The organism is Streptomyces sp. NPDC001450 (genome assembly GCF_053597295.1).
Genome location: NZ_JBSFHY010000029.1, coordinates 92,841 through 115,627, shown reverse-complemented (window position 1 = coordinate 115,627; position 22,787 = coordinate 92,841). Strand labels below are relative to the sequence as shown.

The following is a 22,787-nucleotide window of genomic DNA, read 5'->3' as shown; positions in this document are numbered from 1 at the left end:
GCGGAATTTCAAAGACGATCAGGGCTTCTGAGACTCATCCCACACTTTCGCCAAAACGGACATTAGGCGTTAAGTGGGGCGTCAACTCTCGCTACTTATCGCCCTTTTCGGCACCGACTTTCAGGGTCTGACCGGCACTGATGTGGTTCGGGTCGGCACCGACGGCCTTCTCGTTCTTGGCGTAGAGCGCGCGCCATCCGCCCTCGAGGTCAAGGGAGTCGGCGATGGAGGCCAGGGTGTCGCCCTCACGGACGGTGTAGGTGTCCGCGTCACGGCCGGCGTGGCGACCCGGCGGGGTGTCGTTCTGACCGTTTGTCGCGCTTTCGTCCGCACTGGCACCGCGGTGACGTCCGCCACTACCGAGGGCGCCGGTGTCGACCAGGCTCCAAGAGCCGCTGGTCTGCCACGAATTGTCCGAGTCTTCCGTTGCGGGATCCGTGGTGACGGACTCGCCCCCCTGGACGTCCCCGGAGTCGGGCGATGCGGATTTGTCGGACTTGGGAGTGTCCGTGCTCTTGCCGGAGTCCTTGGAGTCGGCGTCCTTGTCGGCGCTCGGGGACGGCTTGCTCTTCGCATCCGAGGAGGAGTCGGACGAGGGCGACGAGGCGGACGAATCCGGCAGGTCGGATGAGTCGGAATTCTTCCCGGAATCGGAATCGCCGTCCGAGTTGGACGAGTCCGAGGACTTGGAGGAGTCACCGGAGTACGCCGAGCCCGAGTCGGAGCCCGAGACGCCCGTGTCGACGTCCACGGAGCCGGACTTCGAGGTCATGCCGGCGAGCAGGGCGCAGGTGGCCCAGGGGGTGGTGCCCTGGTCGGCGAGGATCTTCTCGGCGACGGCGATCTGCTGCGAACGGCTTGCCTGGTCGGCGCTGGAGGCGTACGCCGCGCCGCCGTACTTGTCCCAGTCGTCCTGGGATATCTGCAGGCCGCCGTAGTAGCCGTTGCCGGTGTCGGCGCTCCAGGAGCCACCGCTCTCGCACTCGGCCACCTTGTCCCACGTGGTGCCGTCGGCCGCGTTGGCGCTCGCCGCGCCGAGGAGCGGGATGGCGATGGCGGAGCCGGTCACGCCGGCCGCGACGAGCAGGGCCGGAGCCTGACGGGGGCGACGGTGACGACCGTTCCCGGAGAGCATGCGGAAGCCTTTCGTGCGACAGCGGGGCCGGCGTGGCGGATGGAACTCGGGGGCCACGCTGATGAGTGAACGTATCGGCAGACGATCACTTGTCACAAGTTAATGCCGCGCAGATCACGTGAAGATCACAGAAGAGAGTGCCTGTCATGTTCGGCTGTACGAACGTCTGCCCGTGTCCGGCCTGTTCGAGCCGCGCTCAGGGGACGGGCGTGAACTCCACGGGGAGGGTGCGCAGGCCGCGCATGATGAGCCCGCCGCGCCAGCGCAGTTCGGCCGGGTCCGCCCCGAGCCGCAGGTCGGGCAGGCGGGTGAGGAGGGTGGCGAGCGCGGTCTGCCCCTCCAGACGGGCGAGCGGGGCGCCGAGGCAGTAGTGGATGCCGTGGCCGTAGCCGAGGTGCTGGTTGTCCCGGCGGGACAGGTCCAGGACGTCCGGGTCGGCGAACCGCTCCGGATCCCGGTCGGCGGCGGCGAGTACGACGAGCACCGGGTCCCCGGCGGCGATGTCCTGCCCGCCGATGGTGAGCGGCCGGGTGGCGAACCGCCAGGTGGCCAGCTCCACCGGGCCGTCGTAGCGCAGGAGTTCCTCGACCCCGGTCTCCAGGAGGTCCCTCTCCCCGGCGGCCAGGGACCGCTGCAGGCGGTGGCGCTGCTCGGGGTGGGTGAGCAGGGCGTAGGTGCCGTTGCCGATCAGGTTCACGGTGGTCTCGAACCCGGCGAACAGCAGGATGAAGGCCATCGCGGCGGCCTCGTTCTCGGTGAGGTGCTCGCCGTGGTCGGAGGCGCGGATGAGGCCGGAGATCAGGTCCTCGCCCGGGGTCGGCTCGGCGGGCAGCGCCTCGCGCTTGCGGTGGATGAGGTCGGCGAGATACCCGCGCATCTTCTTGACGGACCGGGCGACCCCGCCCCGCGGCCCTCCCCCGTGTCGGATCATCATCCCCGCCCAGTCCCGGAATTCGTCCTGGTCCTCGCGCGGCACGCCGAGCAGGTCGCAGATCGCGTAGATGGGGAGCGGGAACGCGAACTCGTGGATGAGGTCGGCCGAGCCCCGCTTCGCGAACCGGTCGATGAGGTGGTCGGTCAGCTCCTGCACCCGGGGCGCGAACTCGGCGACCCTGCGGGGCGTGAACGCCTTGCTGACCAGCCGACGCAGACGGGTGTGGTCCGGCGGGTCGATGTTCAGCAGGTGCGTCATCAGCTCGGCCTTGCGCTCGCCCGGGATACCGGTCTTCCCCTTGGCGTGCGCGGGCTCGTCGTGATGCGCCGGGTTCTTGCTCAGCCGCTGGTCGGCGAGGGCCTGCTTGGCATCGGCGTACCGCGTGACCAGCCAGGCCTCGACCCCGCTGGGCAGCCGGGTCCGGTGCACGGGGGCGTGCTCGCGGAGCCAGGCGTAGGCGGGGTAGGGATCGCTGGCGAACTCCCAGGTGAAGAGGTCGGGGGCGGCCGGGGGGTGGGGGTCGTTGGTCACTCCTTGACGGTATCCGGCTTCCCGGACGTCTCGCCGAGCGCCTTCAGCGCGGCGGGGTGGCCCATGGCGGCGGCTTTGCGGTACCAGGCCAGGGCTCCCGGGTTGCTGCCCTGCTTCTTCAAGAGGGTGGCGAGCAGAAAGGCGCCATAGGCGTCACCGAGTTCGTACGCCTTGCGATACCAGGTGACGGCCTCGTCGACCCGGCCCTGCTGCTCCAGCAGGAACCCGAGGTGGGCCGCTTGCATGGCTGTCCCGTTCTCGGCGTCCTCGCGACAGTAGCGTTCGGCCTCCTCGAGCGACTGGTTGAACGGGCGCACGAGCGCGTGGTCGGCCCTGTGGTCCCCGGCAGCGGCGGCACGCCGGAACCAGACCTCGGCCAAGGGCTCCTCGTCCGACGCCCGATGCAGCGCTCCATAGCTCATCGCGACCTCGGTACGGCCCACCACCATCGCCGCGTCGTACCACTCGGCGGCGCCATCGTGGTCCCCGGCCCCGAACAGCAGATCGCCCAGGAGGTGGGCGGCCTCCCCGTTTCCCCTGTTGGCCCCCCACCGCAGCCATCGCGCCGCCCACTCTCGCAGCAGCTTGCCGAGCAGTGTCGCCGCCTCCGCGTCCCCCGCCCACGCCGCCGTCTCCAGAAACGGCTCCGCCTGCTTCTCATGACCGCGCTCCACCAGCAGCCGCCCGAGGTGTCCCGCCGCCTTGGCCATCCCGGCCTCGGCCGCCCTCCGGAACCAGACCTCGGCCTCCTCCCCGGCCCCCAGACTCTCCTCCAGCAGCCCGAGCCGATACATCGCCGCCTTGTCCCCGCCCTCGGCCGCGTCCCGGAACGCGGTCCGCGCCAGCGCGGCCACCGTCTCGAAGTCGTACGCATCGTTCTCGCGCGCGACCTCCACCGCCCGATGCCACAGCGCCACGCTCACCGGCGGAAGGCCGCCGTCCTCCTCCGCCATCTCCACGAGACAGGCCGCGGCCTCCCATGCCCGCGGCCCGCCGCGCCGCAGCAACGGCAGCACCCCGAACCGCTCCTCCGCCGCCCACGCGAACGCCTCCTCCGCCGACTCCCGGTCCAGCCCGGCAGGAACCTCGTGCGTCTGGTGCACCTGCAGGATCAGGTCCTGCGGCAACGGCCCCCTGAGCCCGCACCGCGCCAGATCGACCGTCGCCCGCACCAACGCGTGCCCGCGCGGGTGCCGGTCGGGGCGCCGGGCACGCCGCCACTCGTCCCAGAGCAGCGGGGTGACGGCGAGATAGGCCGCGACACCCTCCGGGCCACTGCGCCAGACGGCCTGCGCGAGCCTCGGGTCCCCCGCCCCCTCCGCCCTCCCCCGCTCCGCCTGGCTCCAGTCGCGCGGCAGCTCCACGAACTGCGCCAGGTCCAGCACCCGGCCGCGTGACGTCTGCCGGTGCTCGTCGTAGGCGTCCTCGCGCAGCGTGGCGAGTACGACCACGCCCTGCCCGGTCAGCCGTGCCAGCAGCCGTGGCTCCAGGCCGCCGTCGCCGAGGTGGCCGTCGAGGTCGTCCAGCCACAGCACGCACCGGTCCGGCCGGCCGCGCAGCAGGTCGGGCAGGCCCCGCAGGTCCGCGTGCCGGGCCGGTGCGTACACCCGGGCCGTCGGGAGCACGGTGGCCAGGGCCGCCAGCGCCGTACGCGACTTCCCGGCGAACGGCTCCCCGAGGACGACCACCAGCCCGCCCTCCGCCACCGCCGAGCCGACGGCGCCGTCCATGTCCCGCTCGACGTAGGGCGGCAGCTGGGGCAGCCCCTTCGTACGCCGGGCCGGCCGCACCCCGTGGGCGAGCGGTTCCAGTTCACCGGCCGTCGGCCAGTCGGCCGGGCTGGAGTGGGCGTGGGTCGGCTGGGCGCCGTAGGTGTTCTGTACCTGGACGCCGATGACCTGCCCGTGGAAGGTGCCGCTCCGGAAGTCGACGTGGTCCCCGGGGAAGGGCGGACTCTGATCCGGCTTCTGGCCCGGGCCCGGGCCAGACGTTCGTCCCGCGTCCGGGGCGGGGGCGAACTCCTCTATCAGGCGTCGTAGTTGCTCAGCAGCCACATCTCTGTCCGGTGCATGGTCGAGCGTCATGCGCACGCGCGTGAACCAGACCTTCTGCTCCAGCTCCGTGAGACCGGCCGCCGGCCACGGGTCGACGCGGAGTTCGGTCTCGTAACCGGGAGCGCCGTTGCCCTTGAACCAGGCCGCGAACGCCTTCCGCACCCGGGCCCACTCCACCGGGTCCCGCCTCGCCACGAGGACCTCGGCCCCCACGCTCGCCAGCTCCGACTCCAGCCTCACGCACGCCCCCACACCTCACGACCACGTTCAGGTCAACGGTACTGAGGCACAAGGGCTCTGACGCCCTGTAAGCAATCAGCCCTCCGTCTCCTTGATCGCGTCCCGGTACACCCGAGCCGCCGCCCGCAGCGCCGCCTCCGGGTCGACGCCCTGCGCCTCGGCGCGCACCGCCAGTGCCAGCAGTTCGTAGCCGATGCCCTCCCCCTGCGGCAGTGGGACGTCCAGGCCTGCCATACGGGCGCGGGAGGCGAGTTTGGCGGTGAGGGCGAGGCCGGGCTGGCCGAGGGGGACGCCCTCGGTGACCGAGGTGCGCCGCTTCTCCTCGGCCTTGGTGCGCAGCCAGTGCTCCTTGACGTCCTCCGGGGTCTCGGCCGTCTCGTCGCCGAAGACGTGCGGGTGGCGATGGATCAGCTTGGCGACGATGCCGCCGGCCACGTCGTCGACGGAGAACGGCGCGTCCGGGTCCTCCTCGGCGATGCGGGAGTGGAAGACGACCTGGAGCAGGACGTCGCCCAGCTCCTCGCGCAGCTCGTCGCGGTCTCCGGCCTCGATCGCCTCGACCAGTTCGTACGCCTCCTCGATGCCGTACTTCGCCAGACCCTTGTGGGTCTGCCGGGACGACCAGGGGCATTCGGCGCGGATGCGGTCCATGACCTGGACGAGGTCGAGGAGGCGGGCGCCGGGCAGGTCGTAGGAGGCGGGCAGCAGCTCCAGCTCCGGCATCCGCACCCGGCCGGAGCCGGCCAGGCGGGCCAGTCCGTCGGTGAGGGCGGGCTCTCCCTCACCGGTGGCAACGACCACCACCGTCCGCCCGCCGGCGCAGGCGTCGACCAGCTCCTGGGCGGTGGGGGACGCCTGCGCCACCGATATCCCGGCCTCCCGCAGATACGGCAGCTGCGGGTGTGCGCCGTCCGCGCACAGCACGGCGTCGGCGGCGCGCAGCGCCTGCCAGGCGGGCCAGGACAGCAGGCCGGGCGCGACACGGTGGCTGGTGGTGAGCAGGACGATGCGGCCGGGGGCGGCTTCGGGGCTGGTTGCGTTCACCATGCGAACGTAACCCACGGCGAAGAGGGGCGGGATCGGTTGTCCACAGCGGCGGGGGTGTCGTGTGATCGTATGACCGGCGGTTGTCCACAGGTCGCTTCCGTACCGTTACGGCACCCCGGAGCCCGCCCGCTACGCCGTCTGCTGCTCTCCCGCCGTCACCTCCCGCACCCACGGCGTCTTGGCGTCCACCCGGCTGCTCTTCTGCACGTCCCAGGAGCCGTAGCGCGGGTTGAGGTCGACGCGGAGTTCCCCGGAGGCCTTGGACAGGGCCTTCCAGAAGGCGGGCTGGGTGGTGTCCGTGCCGAGCTTCGCGGCGAGCTTCTGTGCCTCGAGCTGGAGGCGGAGGTTGTCGTCCAGGCGCTCGGGCGCGATGCCGTACTTCTGCAGCCAGGCCGTCTCCAGCCCCTTGGCGCCGCCGGCCTGCTGCTCCAGGCCGGTGCGCATCTGCAGGACCTCCTTGCGGCTGACCGTGATCCCCTCGTCCTGCGCGGCGCGGTGCAGCACCCGGTCGAGGACCATGTTGTGCAGGGTGTCGCGGGTGAGGCTGCTGGTGGAGGCGAGGACCTGCTGGTACTGGGTCTCGTCCGGCACCGCGGCGCGCTGCGCCTTGCGCACCTCGCTGACCCGGTTCTCCAGCTGGGCGACGGTGATCCGCTGCCCTCCCACGACGGCCGCAGCGCCGGGGTGCGCATCGTTTCCGCAGGCGGCGAGGAGGGGGGCCGCGGCGGCGATCGCGGCGGAGAGGACGAGCGCGGTGCGACGGCGGCGGTGCAAGGAAACCTCCCGAGGAGATTGTGCGACGGTGCACAAAGTCTTGCGGTGATCGATGGTAGGCAGCGGCTCAGCTCTGGCCAACCCATTCGACCAACGATTCATCACGACTTCAGGCACCGCCGCGCGCACCGGCCGCGCCGTCGTCAGCCGGTGACGGCCACCGGCGCGTCCCACGCGTCACGGTCGACGGTGAGCGTGACGCCGCCGTGCGCCTCCTTGCTGTTGACCATGTACTGGTGGGCGCGGCTGTGGCCGGTGAACTGGGTGGCGCCCCACGGCCAGTCCGCGGTGGTGGTGTTCTGCTTGTCCCACAGCGCGTACCAGAGGTTGCCGGGCAGGTCGGTCTTGTCGGTGGCGGTGGCGACGGCCTTGGCGCTGGAGCTGGTGAAGCCGTAGTAGCCGGCGCGGTAGGTCTTGGCGTGCAGGCCCTTGTCGAAGGCGCGCACGTAGGTCAGCACGGCGTCGTTGCACGCCTTGTTCGTGCTGTCGTACGCCTCCATGTCGAGGTAGATCGGGCTGCCCGCCTTCATGCCGAGCGCGGACGCCTTGGCGACGGCGTCCGCCGCGTCTGAGGCGCCGAGGGAGGCCGCGGTGGTGGCGGTCAGCTTCTCCGGGTTGGAGCCGGACTGGCAGGGCGGCTGGGCGCCGACGTAGATCGGGATCAGCTTCCAGCCCATGGCGGTGACGTCCGTGACCCACTTGGACGTGAGGTTGGGCTGGTTGCAGCCGCGGTTCTTGCCGCCCACGTAGACGGCGGCGGCGCCGTAGAAGCCGGTGTGCCAGGCCTTCATCGTGGCTTCGGAGGGCGCGGTGCAGGTGTCGAAGGCGCGGCCGGTGAACGTCTTCTGCGCGGGCCAGGTGGTGGCGGCCATGGAAGTCTGCGCGGCGATGCCCGCACCGGCGACGACGGCCGTCCCGGCCACCGCCCACGTGACGTACCTGCGCTTCTTCGACTGCCGATGGCCGGCCATGAAACCCCACCCCTGCTCGTACGTGCCTGGCGAAAAACGAAGCGCAACCTATCGGTGCCGCCCCCGCCTTCGGGAAACGTAATCACCCGAAGATCACAAGAATTCCTCAGGGAACGGCAAAATCTATCCGCGCACCTGTCCCAGCCACTGCAGGGTGCGGCGGATCTCCGCGGCCAGCGGGTGACCCGGGCCCTGGAAGCGTTCGACATCCATGAGCAGCCGGGCGAGCGTGTCGTGGGCGGCCGGGCGGTCGCCGAGCGCGAGCAGCAGGTGGCCGATGCGGCGCCGCACGTCGTGGGCGAGCTGCGGGTCGCCGGAGACGTACTGGTTCTCGTAGTACGGCAGCAGCGCGCGGTACTCGGCGAGCGCGGCCGCCGGTTCGCCGAGCTGCTCCAGGCACTGGGCGGCCTCGTAGCGGAAGCGCAGGGACTGCGGGTCGGCCTGGCCGGCCTCGGCGGCGCGTTCGTCACCGAGGCGGCGCAGTTCGGGCAGGGCGCGCCGGTACTGGCCGTCGTCCATGAGGGTGGCCGCGTACTGCTTGCGCAGGGTGCGCACGACCGGGGAGTGCTCGCCGTGCTGTTCGGCCGCGGCGGGCAGGATCGCGCCGAGTATGTCGACGGCCTGGGTGATGCGGCCCTCCCCGAGGAGCCGCTTGACCTCGTCGACGGCGGCGGCGACGTCGGGCTTCTCGGCCGTGTTCGGCACGGGTGTCACGGGGGCGGGCTGGGGCGCGGGCGTCCGCGCGCGGTCCGGCCACGGGGCGTGCGGACGCAGGAAGGGGCGCGTGGGGTCCAAAGGCGCCCCGGTGGGCATCCCGCGCGCGGGCAGGAGCAGCGCCAGGTGCTCGTACACCTCCTGCGCGGAGGCCGGCCGGTGCTGCGGGTCCTTGGCGAGCAGGCGCAGGACCAGAGCTTCGAGCGCCTCGGGGACCTCGGGGCGGATACGGCGCACGGGCAGCGGGGGCTCGTACAGGTGCCGGTGCAGCACGCCGAGCGCCGTGGACCCGGCGAACGGCACGTCGCCGCTGAGCAGTTCGTGCATCAGCACCCCGAGCGCGTACAGGTCGGTGTAGGGGCCGACCGCACCGCCCATCGCCTGCTCGGGCGCCATGTAGGCGGGCGAGCCGATCGGCGAGCCGGTGTGGGTGAGGCGGGTGGTGTCGGTGTCCATGACCGAGGCCACGCCCAGGTCGAGAACCGTGACCGTGCCGTCCTGCTTCACCATCACGTTGCGCGGCTTGAGGTCGCGGTGCACGATCGGCACGGCGTGCACGGCGCTCAGCACGGCGCACAGTTGCGCGGCCACCGCGACCGCCCACTGCCACGGGTACGGGTCGTGCTCGGCGAGGTGGTCGGAGAGGTCGGCGCCGTCCACGTACTGCATGACGAGGAACAGCTCCTCGCCCTCGCTGCCCGCGTCGTGCACCGTGACCAGGCCCGGGTGGTCCACCTGTGCGGTGACCCGGCACTCGCGCACGAAGCGGCGGCGCAGTTCGTCCGCCTCCTGCCCGGCCACCTTGTCGGGGCGCAGCAGCTTCACCGCCACGCGCCGGTCGAGCCGCTGGTCGTACGCCGTCCAGACCTGGCCCATGCCGCCCTGCCCGATGAGCGTGGACAGTTCGTACCGGCCGGCGACGACACGTCCTGTCGCCACGGTCACCGTCCGCCCTCGTGTCCGGCGTCCTGCCTGCCCTCGTCACGGCCGTCCTGGTGGCCGTCGTGCTTGCGCAGGTAGTCGCTGAGCTCGTCCAGTTCGGCACGCACCTGCTCGATCCGGGCCGGTGCCGGACGCTGGGGCGGCGGGGTCGCCAACGGGGGCCGCGGGACGGGCGTGTGTGCCATCGGGGGCGTGACGGGCGGGGACGGCACGGGCGCCGGGGTCTGCGCCCCGTTCGTCGCCGTGAACGGCGACGGAGGCTGCGGATAGCCGTACCCGGACAGCGCCCGGCCCGCCTCGTACGCCTTCCGGACCTGCTGGAAGTGCCGGATGTCCGCCACCAGGTAGTACACGAGCACGAGGGGCAGGACGCCGAGGATCAGGACCATCCCCAGGTAGCCGCCCGAGGTGTGGACCTCCTCGCCGGGCTCGCTGCCCAGCAGCACGATGGCGAGGAAATCGGCCGCCAGCACCGCCACGAACAGGCCCCAGTCCAGCGACTTGCGCGTGACGGCGGCCAGCCGCAGCAGCATCGCCCAGGTCAGGAAGCCGAGGCTGAAGATCCCGATCGCCACGAACAGCACACGCATGAAGACCAGCCACCCGGTGTGGGGCGGCTGCTTCACCGGCCGTGCGTAGCCGTGGCCCTGCATGACTGCTCCTGATGCCTGACATGGGTGTGCGCGTCCGCCCGGCGTGCTCGGCCGGGCGGACAACACCGCTCGTGCGATGGTCGCTTCGAGCATATGGCCCGACGCGGACAACCGGCCCGGGTTGTACCGAACCGTTGTCCGGGCACCGCGGTCAATCAGGCGCGACGGTGCCGTCCGTGAGCCCGTCGTACATCCCGCGCACGAGCTGCTCCCCGAGCCGGCTCGCGTGGCGCAGTGCCCGCTCGAACTCGTCGAGTGCGCGGAAACGCGCGCCGTAGCGCCGTTGTTCGTCGAGCGGGAGCCGGGGCAGCTGCAGGCGGCGCACGTCCAGGCGCGTGGCCGTGGACGCGTAGCTGCTGGCCTGACGGTGGTTGGCCGTACCGCGCAGGAAGCCGGCGAGGAACCAGGGATCGAGCGACGTGGGATCGGGGCGCAGCAGCACGAGACTGCGCCCGAGGGCGGCGCCCCCCGTCGCCTCGTCGATCACGCGCGCCACCGAACCACCGCCGAGCACCGGTACGACGACGTCGCCCGGCTCGGTCAGCACGGCCTCCTCGTCGCTCTCCGGAAGCGTCCCGGAGGGTTCCGTTCCGGCGAGCACGTCATGGTCGGTGAGAACGGGCACGCGCGCGTGGCCGCCGTTTCCGCCGGTGCGCAGCACCAGCGCGCCCCCGCGCGCGAGTTCGCCGACCGTGGTGAGCGGCCAGCGCACGGGCGAGGCCGGATCGGCGGGGGGCGGGGTGAGGTCGGCGGTCAGCCGCAGGGTCGCACCGAGCCGCTCACGCACCGCCGCGAGCTGCTCCACGCCGTCGGCCACGGCCGGGGGCGGCAGATGGCGGGCGGGGGCGAGGTCCACGTCGTCGTCGAGCAGCTCGATGACCGGCACGGAGCGCGCCAGCCCCGGCCGCTCCGCCAGCCGCCCCGCGCGCTCGAAGGTGCGCCAGGCGTCCAGGACGGCGTCCCGGACCGCCTGCCAGTCCGGCCCGCCCCGCGCCTCGCCCGCGAACCGCCCGGTGTCGGCGAGCAGCACCTCGGGCGCCGCGGGCATCCGGTCCGGCCTGCGCAGCACCCACACATGGAGGGGGATGTTGTACGGCGGCGCCGCCCCGACCGGCAGCGCGACCACGGCCCGCAGGGCTCCCCGGCGCAGCAGGTCGGCGCGGATCCGGCGCCCGGAACGGCGGGAGGCGGCGGCGGGCGGCATCAGCAGAACGGCGGTGCCGCCGTCGGCCAGCCGGGCCAGCGCGTGCTGCACCCAGGCCAGCTCGGACTCGGTGCGCGCGGGGAAGCCGTACTCCCAGCGGGGGTCGTAGGCGAGTTCGTCGTGGCCCCAGTTGCGCTCGTTGAACGGCGGATGGCACAGGACTGCGTCCGCGCGCAGTTGCGGGTAGGCGTCGCCGCGCAGGGTGTCACCGACGGCGCCGCGCACGGTGGCCCGGGCGTTGAGCGCGAGCCGCAGCGCGGTCAGCGCGGCGAGGTCGGGCGCGCTGTCCTGGGCGTACAGCTCCTGATCGGGGCGGGCGTCCACGGCGCGCAGCAGGGCGCCGGTGCCGCAGGCCGGGTCGAGGGCGGTGCGGGCCGGACCGGCGAGGTCGGCCATGAGGCGGGCGAGTTCGGCGGGGGTGAGCGTGTACTGGCGCGGGTTCGCGTCCAGATGCCGGCCCAGCAGGAACTCGAACGTCTGCCGCGCCCCCATCTCGGCGGCCAACTCGGCGGCGCCGCGCAGGAGGGGCGCGGAGGGGAGGAGTTGGGGGCCGGTCGGGGTGTGGAGCGCGGGGGCGGTGTGGGTGGCCGGTGTGCTGTGGGTGGCGGGTGCGGTGTGGGCGGCCTGCGGGGTGGCCGGGGTGGACGGGGTCGACGGGGTGTGCGCGGCGGACACGGTGTTCACAGCGGGCGGGGTGTTCACAGCGCTCGGAGCTGAGAAGCCGGCCTCGCTGTGAGCCGCCGGACCGGTGTTCACGGCAAGCGGAGTGTTCACAGCCGATGAGGCACCCGCGGCCCGTTCGGTGTGAACACCACGGCCGCGTGCCGCACCGAAGCGCGGCGTGAGCACCTGCTCCAGCGCGCCGGGCAGCATCGCGGCCAGCCGCTCGTCGGAACCAGCGCTCACGTCGAGCCAGACGGTGGGGCGCTCATGGATGAGCAGCAGGGCGCAGCCCGCGTGCACCAGGGCCGTGACCGGGCCCTCGGGATGGCCGGCGAGCTGCTGCCACACCCGTTCCCGCAGCGGGACCTCGGCGAGCTTGCCCTGCTTGCGCAGCCAGGCCTCCACCTCGGTCAACGCGAAGGACGGGCTGGTCTCGGTGCCGCCGACCGGCTTGGGGAAGTCGGCGTGCCGACGGCGCCAGTTGCTGACGGCGGCCCGGCCCACCCCGGCGAGCCGGGCGATACCGGCCGCGGTCACCTCTGTCGCGTTGTCCTGCACGGCCCCGCTCCCCTCGTCCGTGTGTGCGCCGAGCATACCGGCGTACACAAGATCCCTGCATTCACGCGCGTGTACACAATCAAAGATGTGAACCGTGTTGACTCGGTTCACAGGCTCTGCTCTTATTGACCCAGCGAACGAGCGACCAGCCGGAGGGGGCGGTCGCCACGCCAGGGGAGGGGGTCCCGTCATGGGTATGAAGGGCAAGATCGCGCTGGGCGCCGTCGTGGGGGTCGTCGTCATCGGTGTCGTGTCCGCGAACGCCGGCAGCGACGGCAAGACCGCCGGTTCCGGCAGCAGCGACAAGGACTCTTCGGCGTCCGCCGCGCACCAGCCCGGCGGAAAGAAGGACTCGGGGGGCGCCAAGGCGGCCGAGAAGAAGAAGGCGGCCTTCGGCGAGAACGGCGACTACCAGGTCGGCTCCGACATCAAGCCCGGCACCTACCGCACCACCGGCAACACCGACGGCATGTGCTACTGGGAGCGCGCCAAGGACGCCTCGGGCGAGACGGACTCGGTGCTGGCCAACGACAACGTCACCGGCACCAGTTACGTGACGATCAAGGCCGGAGACAAGCTGTTCAAGTCGACCGACTGCAAGGACTGGGAGGCCGTGGACCCGAAGTCGAAGGGCACGCCCGCCTCTTCGATGGACGGCGACGGCGGCATGTTCAAGGTCGGCACGGACATCGCGCCGGGCACCTACAAGTCCTCCGGGAACAAGGACGACTCCTGCTACTGGGAGCGCACCAAGGACGCCGAGCAGGGGCTCGACTCGGTCATCGCCAACAACAACGTGACCGGCACGGCCGTCGTCACCATCAGCTCCACGGACGCCTACTTCAAGACGACCGGCTGCGGCGACTGGAAGAAGACGGCCTGACCAGGCCCACCCCGCCACCACCGGCGGTCCGGGCGCCCGGCACCGCGCCGGGCGCACCCCGGCCGGGCAACCATGCCCGCTTCGCGGTCCGCTCACCACATGACCCTGCAAGGAAACCCCATGCGATGCACCGCACGCGGCCCGCCCGTCCGGACACCCTCAGGCCCACCTGCTTGACGAATCGCAAGCACTTTGGCCGCCTTTTGAATCTTATGTGATCTCTATGTGAGCTCGTACGGCATGCCGTACACATCCGTTCCACCACCCCCGAGAAGGACTCCGATGCGTCTCCCGTCCCGTGCCGTCATGCTGATCGCCGTCGCGGCACTCCCGCTGGCCCTGTCCGCCTGCTCCTCCGGTTCCTCCTCCGACCCCGGCACCGGCACCGGCACCGGCACCGGCACGAACGCCAAGTCGGTCAAGGCCAAGGACCCCAACGCCGGTCTGCTCACCGGCACTCAGCTGAAGAAGGCACTGGCGCCCGCGTCGGCCTTCCCGTCCGGACTCGACCTCGAGGCCGACGGTTCCGCGGACAGCGGTGGTCAGTTCCTCTCCCCGTCCGGCAGGAAGACCGCGAAGCCGGATTGCACCAGGCTGGAGACCACGTCCTGGATCCAGGTGTCCGGCTACAAGGGCGGCGTGTCGTTCGCGCAGAACGACTACGCGAACAAGACCGAGGAAGTGGCCCAGGAGATCGACGCCTTCCAGGGCACCACGGCGGCCACGGTGATGAAGGCCCTGCGGACCGTGGCCGACGAGTGCGCCACGTACACGGACACCGACGCGCACGCCAAGGTGAAGCTCACCGGCAAGACCACGGCCGGACTCGGTGACGACGCCTACACGATGACGTTGACGAGTGGCTACTGGGACAACGGCACCACGCTGATCGCGGCTCGTTCCGGCAACTCCGTGATCACCGTGCTGTCCACAGCGGGCGACGACAACGGCGCCGCGTCCGCGAAGAAGGTGACGACGACGATCCTGGCGGCGCTGAAGAAGGAGGCGTAGCCGGGCCGCCAGGCCTGAGCCCGGCATCCCGCTCCACGACCGTTCCGTCCCCGTGAAGGATGCCGATGCGTCTGACGTCTCGCCTCGCCGGCAGGGCGGCCGCCGAGGTAGCCGCCGTACGAGACCGCGGCGTACCCGGAACCTCGCTGCGTGCCGCGCTCGCCCTCGGCCTGCTGATCGGGTTCTACCTGCTGGCCCTGCTCGTCCTCGTCGCGCTGGCGCTCCTGGACGTCACCCTGGCCCGGGGCCCGGGCTTCACGGTCATGGCCGTCGAGGGCTACCTCGGCTCCCTGGCGATCGCCTGGTGCGTGGTGCGGGTCGTCCTCCTCAGTCATGGCCGCGGGGACGGACGGAACGGGCCTTCTGGTCTGCGGCTGACGCCCCAAGAGCAGCCGGAGTTGTGGCGGCGCGTGCGTGACCTGGCCGAGCGGGTGGGCACTCGGCCGCCCACGGAGATACGGGTGATCCCGGGGGCCGGTGCCATGGTGCAGGAGGAGGCCCGGTGGCTCGGGTGGGTCGCGGGCGAACGGCGGCTCTTCCTCGGCGTGGCACTGCTGATCGGCCTGACGCAGGACGAGCTGGACGCCGTGCTCGCGCACGAGCTGGGGCATTACGCGCACGACGACACCCGGCTGGGCGGCCTGCTCTGGGCACTGCGCAGCAGGCTGTTGAACACCGTGATCACGTTGAAGCAACGGGCCGCATGTCAGGAGGCCGAGGAGAAGGCGGCCTTCGCCGCACGGGCCGCACGGCGCCGGGCGGCCGGCAAGCCGCCACCGGTGGAGCGAGAGCCCACGCGGGGCCCGGACCACTACCTGGCCATCGTCTTCTCCGCGTACGCCAAGCTGTGCCTCCGCCTGACCGAAGCCGTCAGCCGCCGGCAGGAATACGCGGCCGATCTGGTGGCCGCACGGATCGCGGGACCGGGCACCACGGCCGCCGCACTGCGCCGCATCCCCGCGCTCGAAGCCGCCGACGACCTCTATCTCAGCCATTACGCCCTGATGGGCCAGGAGGCCGGCCCGCTGCCGCCGGAAGGGCAGTTCTACGGCGGGCTGGCACTCCTGCTCGCGGACGGCACACGCCAGGCGGAACTGGAAACGCTGGCCCAGCAGCCGCTCCCGGAGGAGATCTCGCAGGAGCGCTCCCCCTACGACAGCCACCCAGCCACAGCCGACCGCATCGCGGCGCTGGAGGCACTCCCCGACGACGGACACACCACCACGCTCGTACGGCGCCCCGCGTCCGCACTGCTCCGGGCGCCGCACACCCTCTTCGCCGAGCTGGAGCGGGCCGTACTGAGCCCAAAGACGCTGTCCCAGCGGCGGGTGGCCTGGGACGAACTGCCCTCGCAGACCCGGCGCGAGAGCTGGGTCCGGGGGGCGGGGCCGCTGCTGGAGGCCATGGCCCGGGTGGCCGGCGCGCGGGGCCTCGCCACACCGGGAGTCACAGGCCTCGACCGCTTCCTGGACATGATCGATCACGGCCTGCTGTACGACATCGCCGACCGGCTGCCCAAGTCGGAGCAGGCCGGCCGGAGCAGTGGCCGTGCGGCGCGCGAGTTCTCCAGGACGGCCCTCCGCTCGGGCCTGCGCCAACTGGCCCTGCTCGCCGCGCTGGACGCAGGGCTGTGCCGGTGGGAGCTGTGCTGGGCGGGGCCCCCGGTGCGGCAGGTGGCTCCCGATCGGCTCGCCGAGGCGCTGGAGGAAGCCCTGGACCGCGCGGTCGCCGATCCACCCGACACGGCACCACTGCGCGCTCTGCTGTCCGCCGACGACCGTTCTCCGGTCGGCGGCACGGCACCCTCGTCCCCCGCCCTGTCCTGGCCCCACCCCACACCGTGCCCTGACAGCCTTCCGCCCTCCTGCCCGCCAGCCTCTTCGGTCACCTCTTCAGGCGGCCCCGACCTGGAAAGCCCCGTATGAACGTCCTGATCGACATAGCCGGTGCCGGCGCCCTCGTCTACGCGGCCGTCACCATCCCGCGCAACGCCCGCAAGGCGCGCGCGCTCCGGGCCGAGGCGAAGGCCAAGGCACCGGTCAACATCGACCCCGCCAAGTACGGGCTGGTGCCCGCCGCGCAGCTCGACATCCGTTTCGCGGGCCCTGATCCGGAGGCCGACGCGGTCGCGGAAGCGGCCCTCGCCGGTGACTGGCGGCGGGCCGCCGCCTACCTGGCCGGGGCGGGCCGGGACTGGGACCTGCGGTGGTACCGGCTCGGCATCCTCGTGCACGCCGCTGCCGAGGACGACGCCTGGGTCAAGGCGTGGCTGACCGAGTACCCCGACGACCCGTCCGCCGCGCTCGTGTACGCCGACGCGCTCGTCGTGCTCGCGGGCAAGGTCCGCGGCGCGAAGTCGGCGAAGCACACCACGGTGGAGCAGTTCGAGGGCTTCCACCGGCTGCTGGCGCAGGCGCTGCCCGCCTGCCAGGAGGCCGCTCGGATGGCACCCGACGATCCCTGCCCCTGGATCGCGCAGCTCTCCATCGCTCGGGGGCTCGGCTGGTCGCACGACGATTTCCGGGCGCTGTGGGCCGAGATCACCGCACGCGACCCGCACCACTTCGGTGCCCACGCCAGCGCGTTGCAGTACTGGTGCGCCAAGTGGCACGGTTCGCACGAGCTGATGTACGCGTTCGCCGAGCAGGCCGCAGCCTCCGCTCCGCCGGGCAGCCTGCTGCCCGTACTGCGCCTGGACGCGCTGTTCGAGCACGCGACCCGAGAACCCGAAGCGCCCGTGTACAACCAGCCGTTCGTGCAGGCGGCCGTGGACACCACGCTGGACGCCGTGGACCGGGCGCCGGCCGGACACCACCGGCTGCCGCAGGTCCGGCACCTGCTGGCGGACACCCTGTTCGAGACGAAGCGGTACGCGGAGGCCGTCGAGCAGTTCCGGGCGATCGGCGGGTACATCGGCAGCGCGCCATGGACGTACTCCGCCAACCCGGTCAAGGCCTTCGTCTTCGCCCGCACCAACACCTTCGTCGCCTGGGAAAAGGCGGGCTGCCCCGCCCCTCCACCCCGGAGCCACTCCGCCGGACGCTGACGAACACCGGAGGTCGAGACGGCTACAGCGGGTGCCGCATCCATACATTGGGCTCGACGTAGACGGCGTACCCCCGCTCCGGTTCACAGCGGACCGGGACCAGCGCGCCGGGCACCTCGACGTCCCCCGAGGTGTCGAAGGGCAGTCCGGTCCAGCGGCGCCACTCCTCCAGCGAGGCGCCCACGGTCATGGAGGCCGGGGCGATCGATTCGATGGTGGCGCCGGCTCGGGCGTGAACGCGCAGCCACGGGTCTTCCGGCAGGCCGTCGGGGCGGACCCGGTGGGCGTACTCGGTGATCGGGGTGTGCGGTTCGCGGTGCTTGGCGCTGGGCCGGACGGGGGCGACGACCTCGCGGAAGCCGTGGGCGCGGGCGTTGTCCCGCATCGCCGAGAGCATGACGGCGGACAGGCCGTGGCCCTGGGCGTGCGGGGCGATGACGACGGAGATCGCGCTGACCGTGTCCGGGCTGGTGCCGCGGCGCAGATCGGCGAAGGCCCACAGCAGGATCTCGTCCCAGCCCCGGGCGGGCAGGGCACCCCGGCCCTCGGCGGCGAGGGAGAAGGGCACGCTGAAGGCGTGGGCCACGACCTCGCCCCGCTCGTCCTCGGCGAACAGCGCGTACTGCGGCAGCTCGGTGGGGATGCGGCCGTAGTGGGCGTTGCCCACGGGGTCGTTGGTCACGAACTCGGGCCATGTGTCGGCCATCCCGAGCACCGCCTCCAGCCGGTCGGGCCGCTCGGCGAGGGTGCTTACCTGTACGTCCATGCCGGCCACCGTAAACGGAGCACGCCCGACCGGACAGCGAATTCAGCCGGTCACCGGCGCTGTCAGCGCCAGGCTCGGGTTCCGGCGGCGGGCAGCACCCCGCCCCGGCCCAGCCCGCCCGGAAGCGCCCCCGCTCACCGCGCCCGGAACCGCTCCGGGGCCTTCGTAGGGTTGCCGCCCGCGGGGAGGTTCTGGTTCGGGCAGGCGGTGAGGACCTTCTTCATCGCGGCCTTCTCGGCGGCGGTGACCCACAGGCCGTACTTCTTCTTGACGGCCACCTGGGCGGCCACATAGGTGCAGCGGTAGGCCTGGTTGGGCGGCACCCAGGTGGCGGTGTCGCCATCGCCCTTGCCGCGATTGGTGCTCGCGTCGACCGCGAGCAGGTTGAGGGGGTCGTTGGCCAGGGCTATGCGCTTGCTGGGGTCCCAGTACTTGGCGCCCTTCTGCCAGGCGTCCGAGAGGGCGACGACGTGGTCGATGTCGACCTGGCTGCGGCCGCGCCGGTAGGTGATGTCCCTGCCGGAGTAGGGGTCGGGCGCCAGGAGGCCGTAGGTGACCTTGCAGGTGCCGCCGGTGAACTTCACGTCGTTCAGATCGCGCTTGAGTATGTCGTCGCGGGTGTCACAGGAATTGGAGTCGGTGTCGGCCCAGGCACTGCCGAACCGGGCCCGGGAGTAACCGGTCTTCGGGGCACGGCCCTTGACGGGCAGCGAGTCGGCGGCCGCGAGGGCGGCGCCCCCGCTTCCCGTCCGCTCGGGCCCGGAGGCCCCCTTGCCGTGCTCTGCCTTGCAGCCGGCCACGGCGACCATCACGACCGCAGCGGTGACCGCCCCACCCCTCAGACGCCTCACGCGCGTCCCCCCTGACTCGCCCTGGTCCGCCCTCACATGCGGGGCGGATCGTTCCGCCTACCACCGTAACGGGCGTACGGCGCCCCTCCGATGGGGGCCGACGAGGAGATTCCGTGCAAGCGGTGGTTGTGCGGGGGCATGTGACGCCCGGAACGGAGCGCTGGGCGGCGGGGTCGCAGGCCCCCGAAAGGCCTGCGAACCCACCATCCTCCTCGCCGCCTACGACCCCAGGATCGAGGCGAGGAACTCCCCCACCCAGCCCAGCAGTTCGCGGCCGACCAGCGGCTTGCCGCCCACCTTCGCGGTCTTCGGGCGGGGCACCAGCACCTGGTGCACGGCCGGCTTGATGACCGTGCCCGGGTACAGGCGCTTGACCCGCAGCTCCTGCGACTCGCGCAACTCCACCGGAGCGAAGCGGATGTTGGTGCCCTGCAGGACGATCTCACCGACGCCGCACGCGCGCGCGAGCATCCTGAGCCCGGCCACCAGCAGCAGGTTCTCCACCGGTTCGGGCAGCTTGCCGTAGCGGTCGGTGAGTTCCTCGCGGACGGCCTTGATGTCCTCCTCGGAGTTGGCGGAGGCGATGGAGCGGTAGGCCTGCAGGCGCAGCCGCTCGCCGGGCGCGTAGTCGTGCGGGACGTGTGCGTCGACGGGCAGCTCGATCTTGACCTCGAGCGGCGGCTCCTCCTCGATCTCGCCGGTCTCCAGCTGCCGCCGGTAGTCGGCGACGGCCTCGCCGACCATGCGCACGTACAGGTCGAAGCCGACGCCCGCGATGTGTCCGGACTGCTCGCCGCCGAGGAGGTTTCCGGCTCCCCGGATCTCCAGGTCCTTCATGGCCACGTACATGCCCGCGCCCATCTCGGTGTGCTGGGCGATCGTGGCCAGGCGCTCGTGCGCGGTCTCCGTGAGCGGCTTCTCCGGGGGGTAGAGGAAGTAGGCGTAGCCGCGTTCCCTGCCTCGTCCCACGCGGCCGCGCAGCTGGTGCAGCTGGGAGAGACCGAAGGTGTCGCCGCGCTCCACGATCAGCGTGTTGGCGTTGGAGATGTCGATGCCGGACTCGACGATCGTCGTGGAGACGAGCACGTCGAACTTCTTCTCCCAGAAGTCGACGACGACCTGTTCCAGGGCCGACTCGGACATCTGGCCGTGGGCGGTGGCGATGCGCGCCTCGGGGACGATGTCGCGCAGCCGGGCCGCCGCGCGGTCGATGGACTCGACCCGGTTGTGGATGTAGAAGACCTGGCCCTCGCGCAGCAGTTCGCGGCGGATGGCCGCGCCGATCTGCTTCTCCTCGTACGGCCCGACGAAGGTGAGCACCGGGTGGCGCTCCTCGGGCGGGGTGGTGATCGTGGACATCTCGCGGATGCCGGTGACCGCCATCTCCAGGGTGCGCGGGATCGGGGTGGCCGACATGGTCAGCACGTCGACGTTGGCGCGGAGCTTCTTCAGCTGCTCCTTGTGCTCGACGCCGAAGCGCTGCTCCTCGTCCACGATGACCAGGCCGAGGTCCTTGAACCTGGTCTCGGAGGAGAACAGCCGGTGGGTGCCGATGACGACGTCCACGGCGCCGTCCTTGAGGCCCTCGAGGACGGCCTTGGCCTCGGTGTCGGTCTGGAAGCGGGACAGCGCCCGCACGTTCACCGGGAACTGCGAGTACCGCTCGGAGAACGTGCCGAAGTGCTGCTGCACCAGCAGGGTCGTGGGGACGAGGACGGCGACCTGCTTGCCGTCCTGTACGGCCTTGAAGGCGGCGCGGACCGCGATCTCGGTCTTGCCGTAACCGACGTCGCCGCAGACCAGGCGGTCCATGGGGACCGACTTCTCCATGTCCTCCTTGACCTCGGCGATGGTGGTGAGCTGGTCGGGGGTCTCCGCGTACGGGAAGGCGTCCTCCAGCTCGCGCTGCCAGGGCGAGTCGCCGGCGAAGGCGTGGCCGGGGGCGGCCATGCGGGCGCTGTAGAGCTTGATCAGGTCGGCGGCGATCTCCTTGACCGCCTTCTTGGCGCGCGCCTTGGTCTTCGTCCAGTCCGCGCCGCCGAGGCGGTGCAGGGTGGGGGCCTCGCCGCCGACGTACTTGGTGATCTGCTCCAGCTGGTCGGTGGGGATGTAGAGGCGGTCGCCGGGCTGGCCGCGCTTGGCGGGGGCGTACTCCACGACCAGGTACTCGCGGGTGGCGCCCTGGACGGTGCGCTGCACCATCTCGATGTAGCGGCCGACGCCGTGCTGTTCGTGGACGATGTAGTCGCCCGGCTCCAGGGTGAGCGGGTCGATGGTCTTGCGGCGGCGGGCCGGCATACGGGCGCCGTCCTTGCCGGCCGCCTTCTGGCCGGACAGGTCGGTCTCGGTGAGGACGGCCAGCTTGAGTGCCGGGTCGACGAAGCCGAAGTCGATCGAGCCGCAGGAGACGTGCACGAGGGAGGGGTTCAGCTCGCCGAGGTCGGCGTCGAGGCGGGCCGCGATGCCCTCGCCGCCGAGCACCTCCACGGTGCGGGCGGCCGGTCCGTGGGCCTCGGTGACGAAGACCGTGCGCCAGCCGTCGGCGAGCCAGCCCTTGGTGTCGGCGAGGGCCTTGGCGGTGTCGCCGCGGTAGGTCTCGGGGGCGTGCATGCCCAGCTTGAGGGTGTCCGCGTCAAGTTGTTCGTCGGCCGCGAACGGGGACACCGACCACCACATCATGTCCAGTTCGCGGGCGCGGTCGCGGACGTCGGCGATGGACCACAGGGAGGCGGCGCCGACGTCGATGGGGGCCTCGCCGCCGCCCGCCGTGGCCGCCCAGGAGGCCTGCAGGAACTCCCGGCTCGTCGCCACCAGGTCCGCGGCGCGCGTGCGGACCCGCTCCGGGTCGCACACGACGGCCATGGCGTCCTTGGGCAGGACGTCGAGCAGCAGCTCCATGTCGTCCACCAGGACCGGCGCCAGGGACTCCATGCCCTCCACCGCGATGCCCTCGGCGATCCTGCCGAGCAGTTCGCCCAGCTCCGGGTGCTCCTCGGCGAGGGCACGCGCGCGCGTACGGACGCTGTCCGTCAGCAGCAGTTCGCGGCAGGGCGGGGCCCACAGGCCGTGCTCGGCGACTTCGAGGGAGCGCTGGTCGGCGACCTTGAAGTAGCGGATCTCCTCGACGTCGTCGCCCCAGAACTCGATGCGCAGGGGGTGTTCCTCGGTGGGCGGGAACACGTCCAGGATGCCGCCGCGTACGGCGAACTCGCCGCGCTTCTCCACCAGCTCGACGCGCGCGTAGGCGGCGGCCGCGAGGGCTTCCACGATCTCGTTCAGGTCCGCCGTCTGCCCTGTCCTCAGGGACACCGGCTCCAGGTCGCCGAGGCCCTTGACCTGCGGCTGGAGCACGGAGCGTACGGGCGCCACGACCACGGAGACCGGGCCGGTCTCGGGGTCGTCGGGCCTGGGATGGGCGAGGCGGCGCAGGACGGCGAGGCGGCGGCCGACGGTGTCGCTGCGCGGGCTGAGGCGCTCGTGCGGGAGGGTCTCCCAGGAGGGGTACTCCACGACGCCCTCCGGGGGCAGCAGCGAGCGCAGGGCCGCCGCCAGGTCCTCGGCCTCGCGGCCCGTCGCCGTCACCGCGAGCACCGGGCGGGCGGCCTCGCGGGCGAGGGCGGCGACCGCGAAGGGGCGGGCGGCGGGCGGCCCGACGAGGTCGATGTGCATGCGGTTGCCGTCCGCGGCCGCCGTGATCGCTTCCGCGAGGGCGGGGTCCTTGACGACGGCGTCGAGCAGACCGTGCAGGCTCATGGGGGGCTTTCCGTCCGGAGGTGGGCAACGCAAGCAGCCCGGTGCGAGTGGCAGCCG

At 72.0% G+C, this 22,787-nt stretch carries 16 protein-coding genes; 4 read left to right on the top strand and 12 right to left on the bottom strand.

Annotation, left to right across the window (positions count from 1 at the left end):
- Window positions 1-91: 91 nt before the first annotated feature.
- The 9 genes from ACWC5O_RS28810 to ACWC5O_RS28770 all read right to left on the bottom strand — a co-directional run bounded on the left by ACWC5O_RS28810 (window position 92) and on the right by ACWC5O_RS28770 (window position 12,420).
- A complete protein-coding gene (locus ACWC5O_RS28810) occupies window positions 92-1,135 on the bottom strand; it encodes a transglycosylase family protein (RefSeq protein ID WP_450590077.1) in 1,044 nt (347 codons plus the stop codon).
- A 196-nt stretch (window positions 1,136-1,331) separates the two neighbouring features.
- Window positions 1,332-2,600, bottom strand: a complete 1,269-nt coding sequence (locus tag ACWC5O_RS28805; RefSeq protein WP_450590076.1) for a cytochrome P450 family protein — start codon at window positions 2,598-2,600, stop codon at window positions 1,332-1,334.
- Window positions 2,597-4,894: a tetratricopeptide repeat protein gene (locus ACWC5O_RS28800; protein WP_450590075.1), complete on the bottom strand. Its 2,298-nt coding sequence runs from the start codon at window positions 4,892-4,894 to the stop codon at window positions 2,597-2,599. The genes ACWC5O_RS28805 and ACWC5O_RS28800 overlap by 4 nt, the downstream gene beginning before the upstream one ends.
- A 75-nt stretch (window positions 4,895-4,969) precedes the next feature.
- A complete protein-coding gene (locus ACWC5O_RS28795; RefSeq protein WP_450590092.1) occupies window positions 4,970-5,938 on the bottom strand; it encodes a nucleoside triphosphate pyrophosphohydrolase in 969 nt (322 codons plus the stop codon).
- 132 nt (window positions 5,939-6,070) lie between these two features.
- A complete protein-coding gene (locus tag ACWC5O_RS28790; RefSeq protein ID WP_450590074.1) occupies window positions 6,071-6,715 on the bottom strand; it encodes a SurA N-terminal domain-containing protein in 645 nt (214 codons plus the stop codon).
- Window positions 6,716-6,858: 143 nt separating this feature from the next.
- Complete coding sequence (locus ACWC5O_RS28785; protein WP_450590073.1) at window positions 6,859-7,686, bottom strand: glycoside hydrolase domain-containing protein; 828 nt, start codon at window positions 7,684-7,686, stop codon at window positions 6,859-6,861.
- Between the two features lie 123 nt (window positions 7,687-7,809).
- Complete coding sequence (locus ACWC5O_RS28780) at window positions 7,810-9,303, bottom strand: protein kinase domain-containing protein (RefSeq protein WP_393472684.1); 1,494 nt, start codon at window positions 9,301-9,303, stop codon at window positions 7,810-7,812.
- A 38-nt stretch (window positions 9,304-9,341) separates the two neighbouring features.
- Window positions 9,342-9,995: a hypothetical protein gene (locus tag ACWC5O_RS28775; RefSeq protein ID WP_450590072.1), complete on the bottom strand. Its 654-nt coding sequence runs from the start codon at window positions 9,993-9,995 to the stop codon at window positions 9,342-9,344.
- Between the two features lie 151 nt (window positions 9,996-10,146).
- Window positions 10,147-12,420 (bottom strand): N-6 DNA methylase, encoded by a 2,274-nt coding sequence (locus ACWC5O_RS28770; RefSeq protein ID WP_450590071.1) that lies wholly within the window; start codon window positions 12,418-12,420, stop codon window positions 10,147-10,149.
- A 190-nt stretch (window positions 12,421-12,610) separates the two neighbouring features.
- Between ACWC5O_RS28770 and ACWC5O_RS28765 the strand changes: the two genes are divergently transcribed.
- The 4 genes from ACWC5O_RS28765 (at window position 12,611) to ACWC5O_RS28750 (ending at window position 17,360) form a co-directional block, all read left to right on the top strand.
- The gene (locus ACWC5O_RS28765; protein WP_450590070.1) at window positions 12,611-13,303 is read left to right on the top strand and encodes a hypothetical protein; all 693 of its coding nucleotides are present in this window, start codon (window positions 12,611-12,613) and stop codon (window positions 13,301-13,303) included.
- A 282-nt stretch (window positions 13,304-13,585) separates the two neighbouring features.
- Window positions 13,586-14,314, top strand: coding sequence for a hypothetical protein (locus ACWC5O_RS28760; protein WP_450590069.1), 729 nt, complete (start codon window positions 13,586-13,588; stop codon window positions 14,312-14,314).
- A gap of 65 nt (window positions 14,315-14,379) precedes the next feature.
- Entirely contained in the window at window positions 14,380-16,239 is a 1,860-nt protein-coding gene (locus tag ACWC5O_RS28755; protein WP_450590068.1) for a M48 family metalloprotease, read from the top strand.
- Window positions 16,236-17,360, top strand: a complete 1,125-nt coding sequence (locus ACWC5O_RS28750) for a hypothetical protein (protein ID WP_450590067.1) — start codon at window positions 16,236-16,238, stop codon at window positions 17,358-17,360. Before ACWC5O_RS28755 ends, ACWC5O_RS28750 begins: the two co-directional genes overlap by 4 nt.
- A 22-nt stretch (window positions 17,361-17,382) precedes the next feature.
- Here the strand turns inward: ACWC5O_RS28750 and ACWC5O_RS28745 are convergent, their stop codons facing one another.
- The 3 genes from ACWC5O_RS28745 to mfd all read right to left on the bottom strand — a co-directional run bounded on the left by ACWC5O_RS28745 (window position 17,383) and on the right by mfd (window position 22,730).
- Window positions 17,383-18,126 (bottom strand): N-acetyltransferase, encoded by a 744-nt coding sequence (locus ACWC5O_RS28745; protein ID WP_450590066.1) that lies wholly within the window; start codon window positions 18,124-18,126, stop codon window positions 17,383-17,385.
- A gap of 134 nt (window positions 18,127-18,260) precedes the next feature.
- Window positions 18,261-18,977, bottom strand: coding sequence for an HNH endonuclease family protein (locus ACWC5O_RS28740; RefSeq protein ID WP_450590065.1), 717 nt, complete (start codon window positions 18,975-18,977; stop codon window positions 18,261-18,263).
- A gap of 219 nt (window positions 18,978-19,196) precedes the next feature.
- Window positions 19,197-22,730: a transcription-repair coupling factor gene (gene mfd, locus ACWC5O_RS28735; protein WP_450590064.1), complete on the bottom strand. Its 3,534-nt coding sequence runs from the start codon at window positions 22,728-22,730 to the stop codon at window positions 19,197-19,199.
- Between the last annotated feature and the right edge of the window lie 57 nt (window positions 22,731-22,787).

Coding starts and splice junctions, on each gene's coding strand:
- ACWC5O_RS28785 (WP_450590073.1), bottom strand. CDS start 7,686: ATGGCCGGCCATCGGCAGTCGAAGAAGCGCAGGTACGTCACGTGGGCG.
- ACWC5O_RS28760 (WP_450590069.1), top strand. CDS start 13,586: ATGCGTCTCCCGTCCCGTGCCGTCATGCTGATCGCCGTCGCGGCACTC.
- mfd (WP_450590064.1), bottom strand. CDS start 22,730: ATGAGCCTGCACGGTCTGCTCGACGCCGTCGTCAAGGACCCCGCCCTC.
- ACWC5O_RS28810 (WP_450590077.1), bottom strand. CDS start 1,135: ATGCTCTCCGGGAACGGTCGTCACCGTCGCCCCCGTCAGGCTCCGGCC.
- ACWC5O_RS28750 (WP_450590067.1), top strand. CDS start 16,236: ATGAACGTCCTGATCGACATAGCCGGTGCCGGCGCCCTCGTCTACGCG.
- ACWC5O_RS28745 (WP_450590066.1), bottom strand. CDS start 18,126: ATGGACGTACAGGTAAGCACCCTCGCCGAGCGGCCCGACCGGCTGGAG.
- ACWC5O_RS28755 (WP_450590068.1), top strand. CDS start 14,380: ATGCGTCTGACGTCTCGCCTCGCCGGCAGGGCGGCCGCCGAGGTAGCC.
- ACWC5O_RS28765 (WP_450590070.1), top strand. CDS start 12,611: ATGGGTATGAAGGGCAAGATCGCGCTGGGCGCCGTCGTGGGGGTCGTC.
- ACWC5O_RS28775 (WP_450590072.1), bottom strand. CDS start 9,995: ATGCAGGGCCACGGCTACGCACGGCCGGTGAAGCAGCCGCCCCACACC.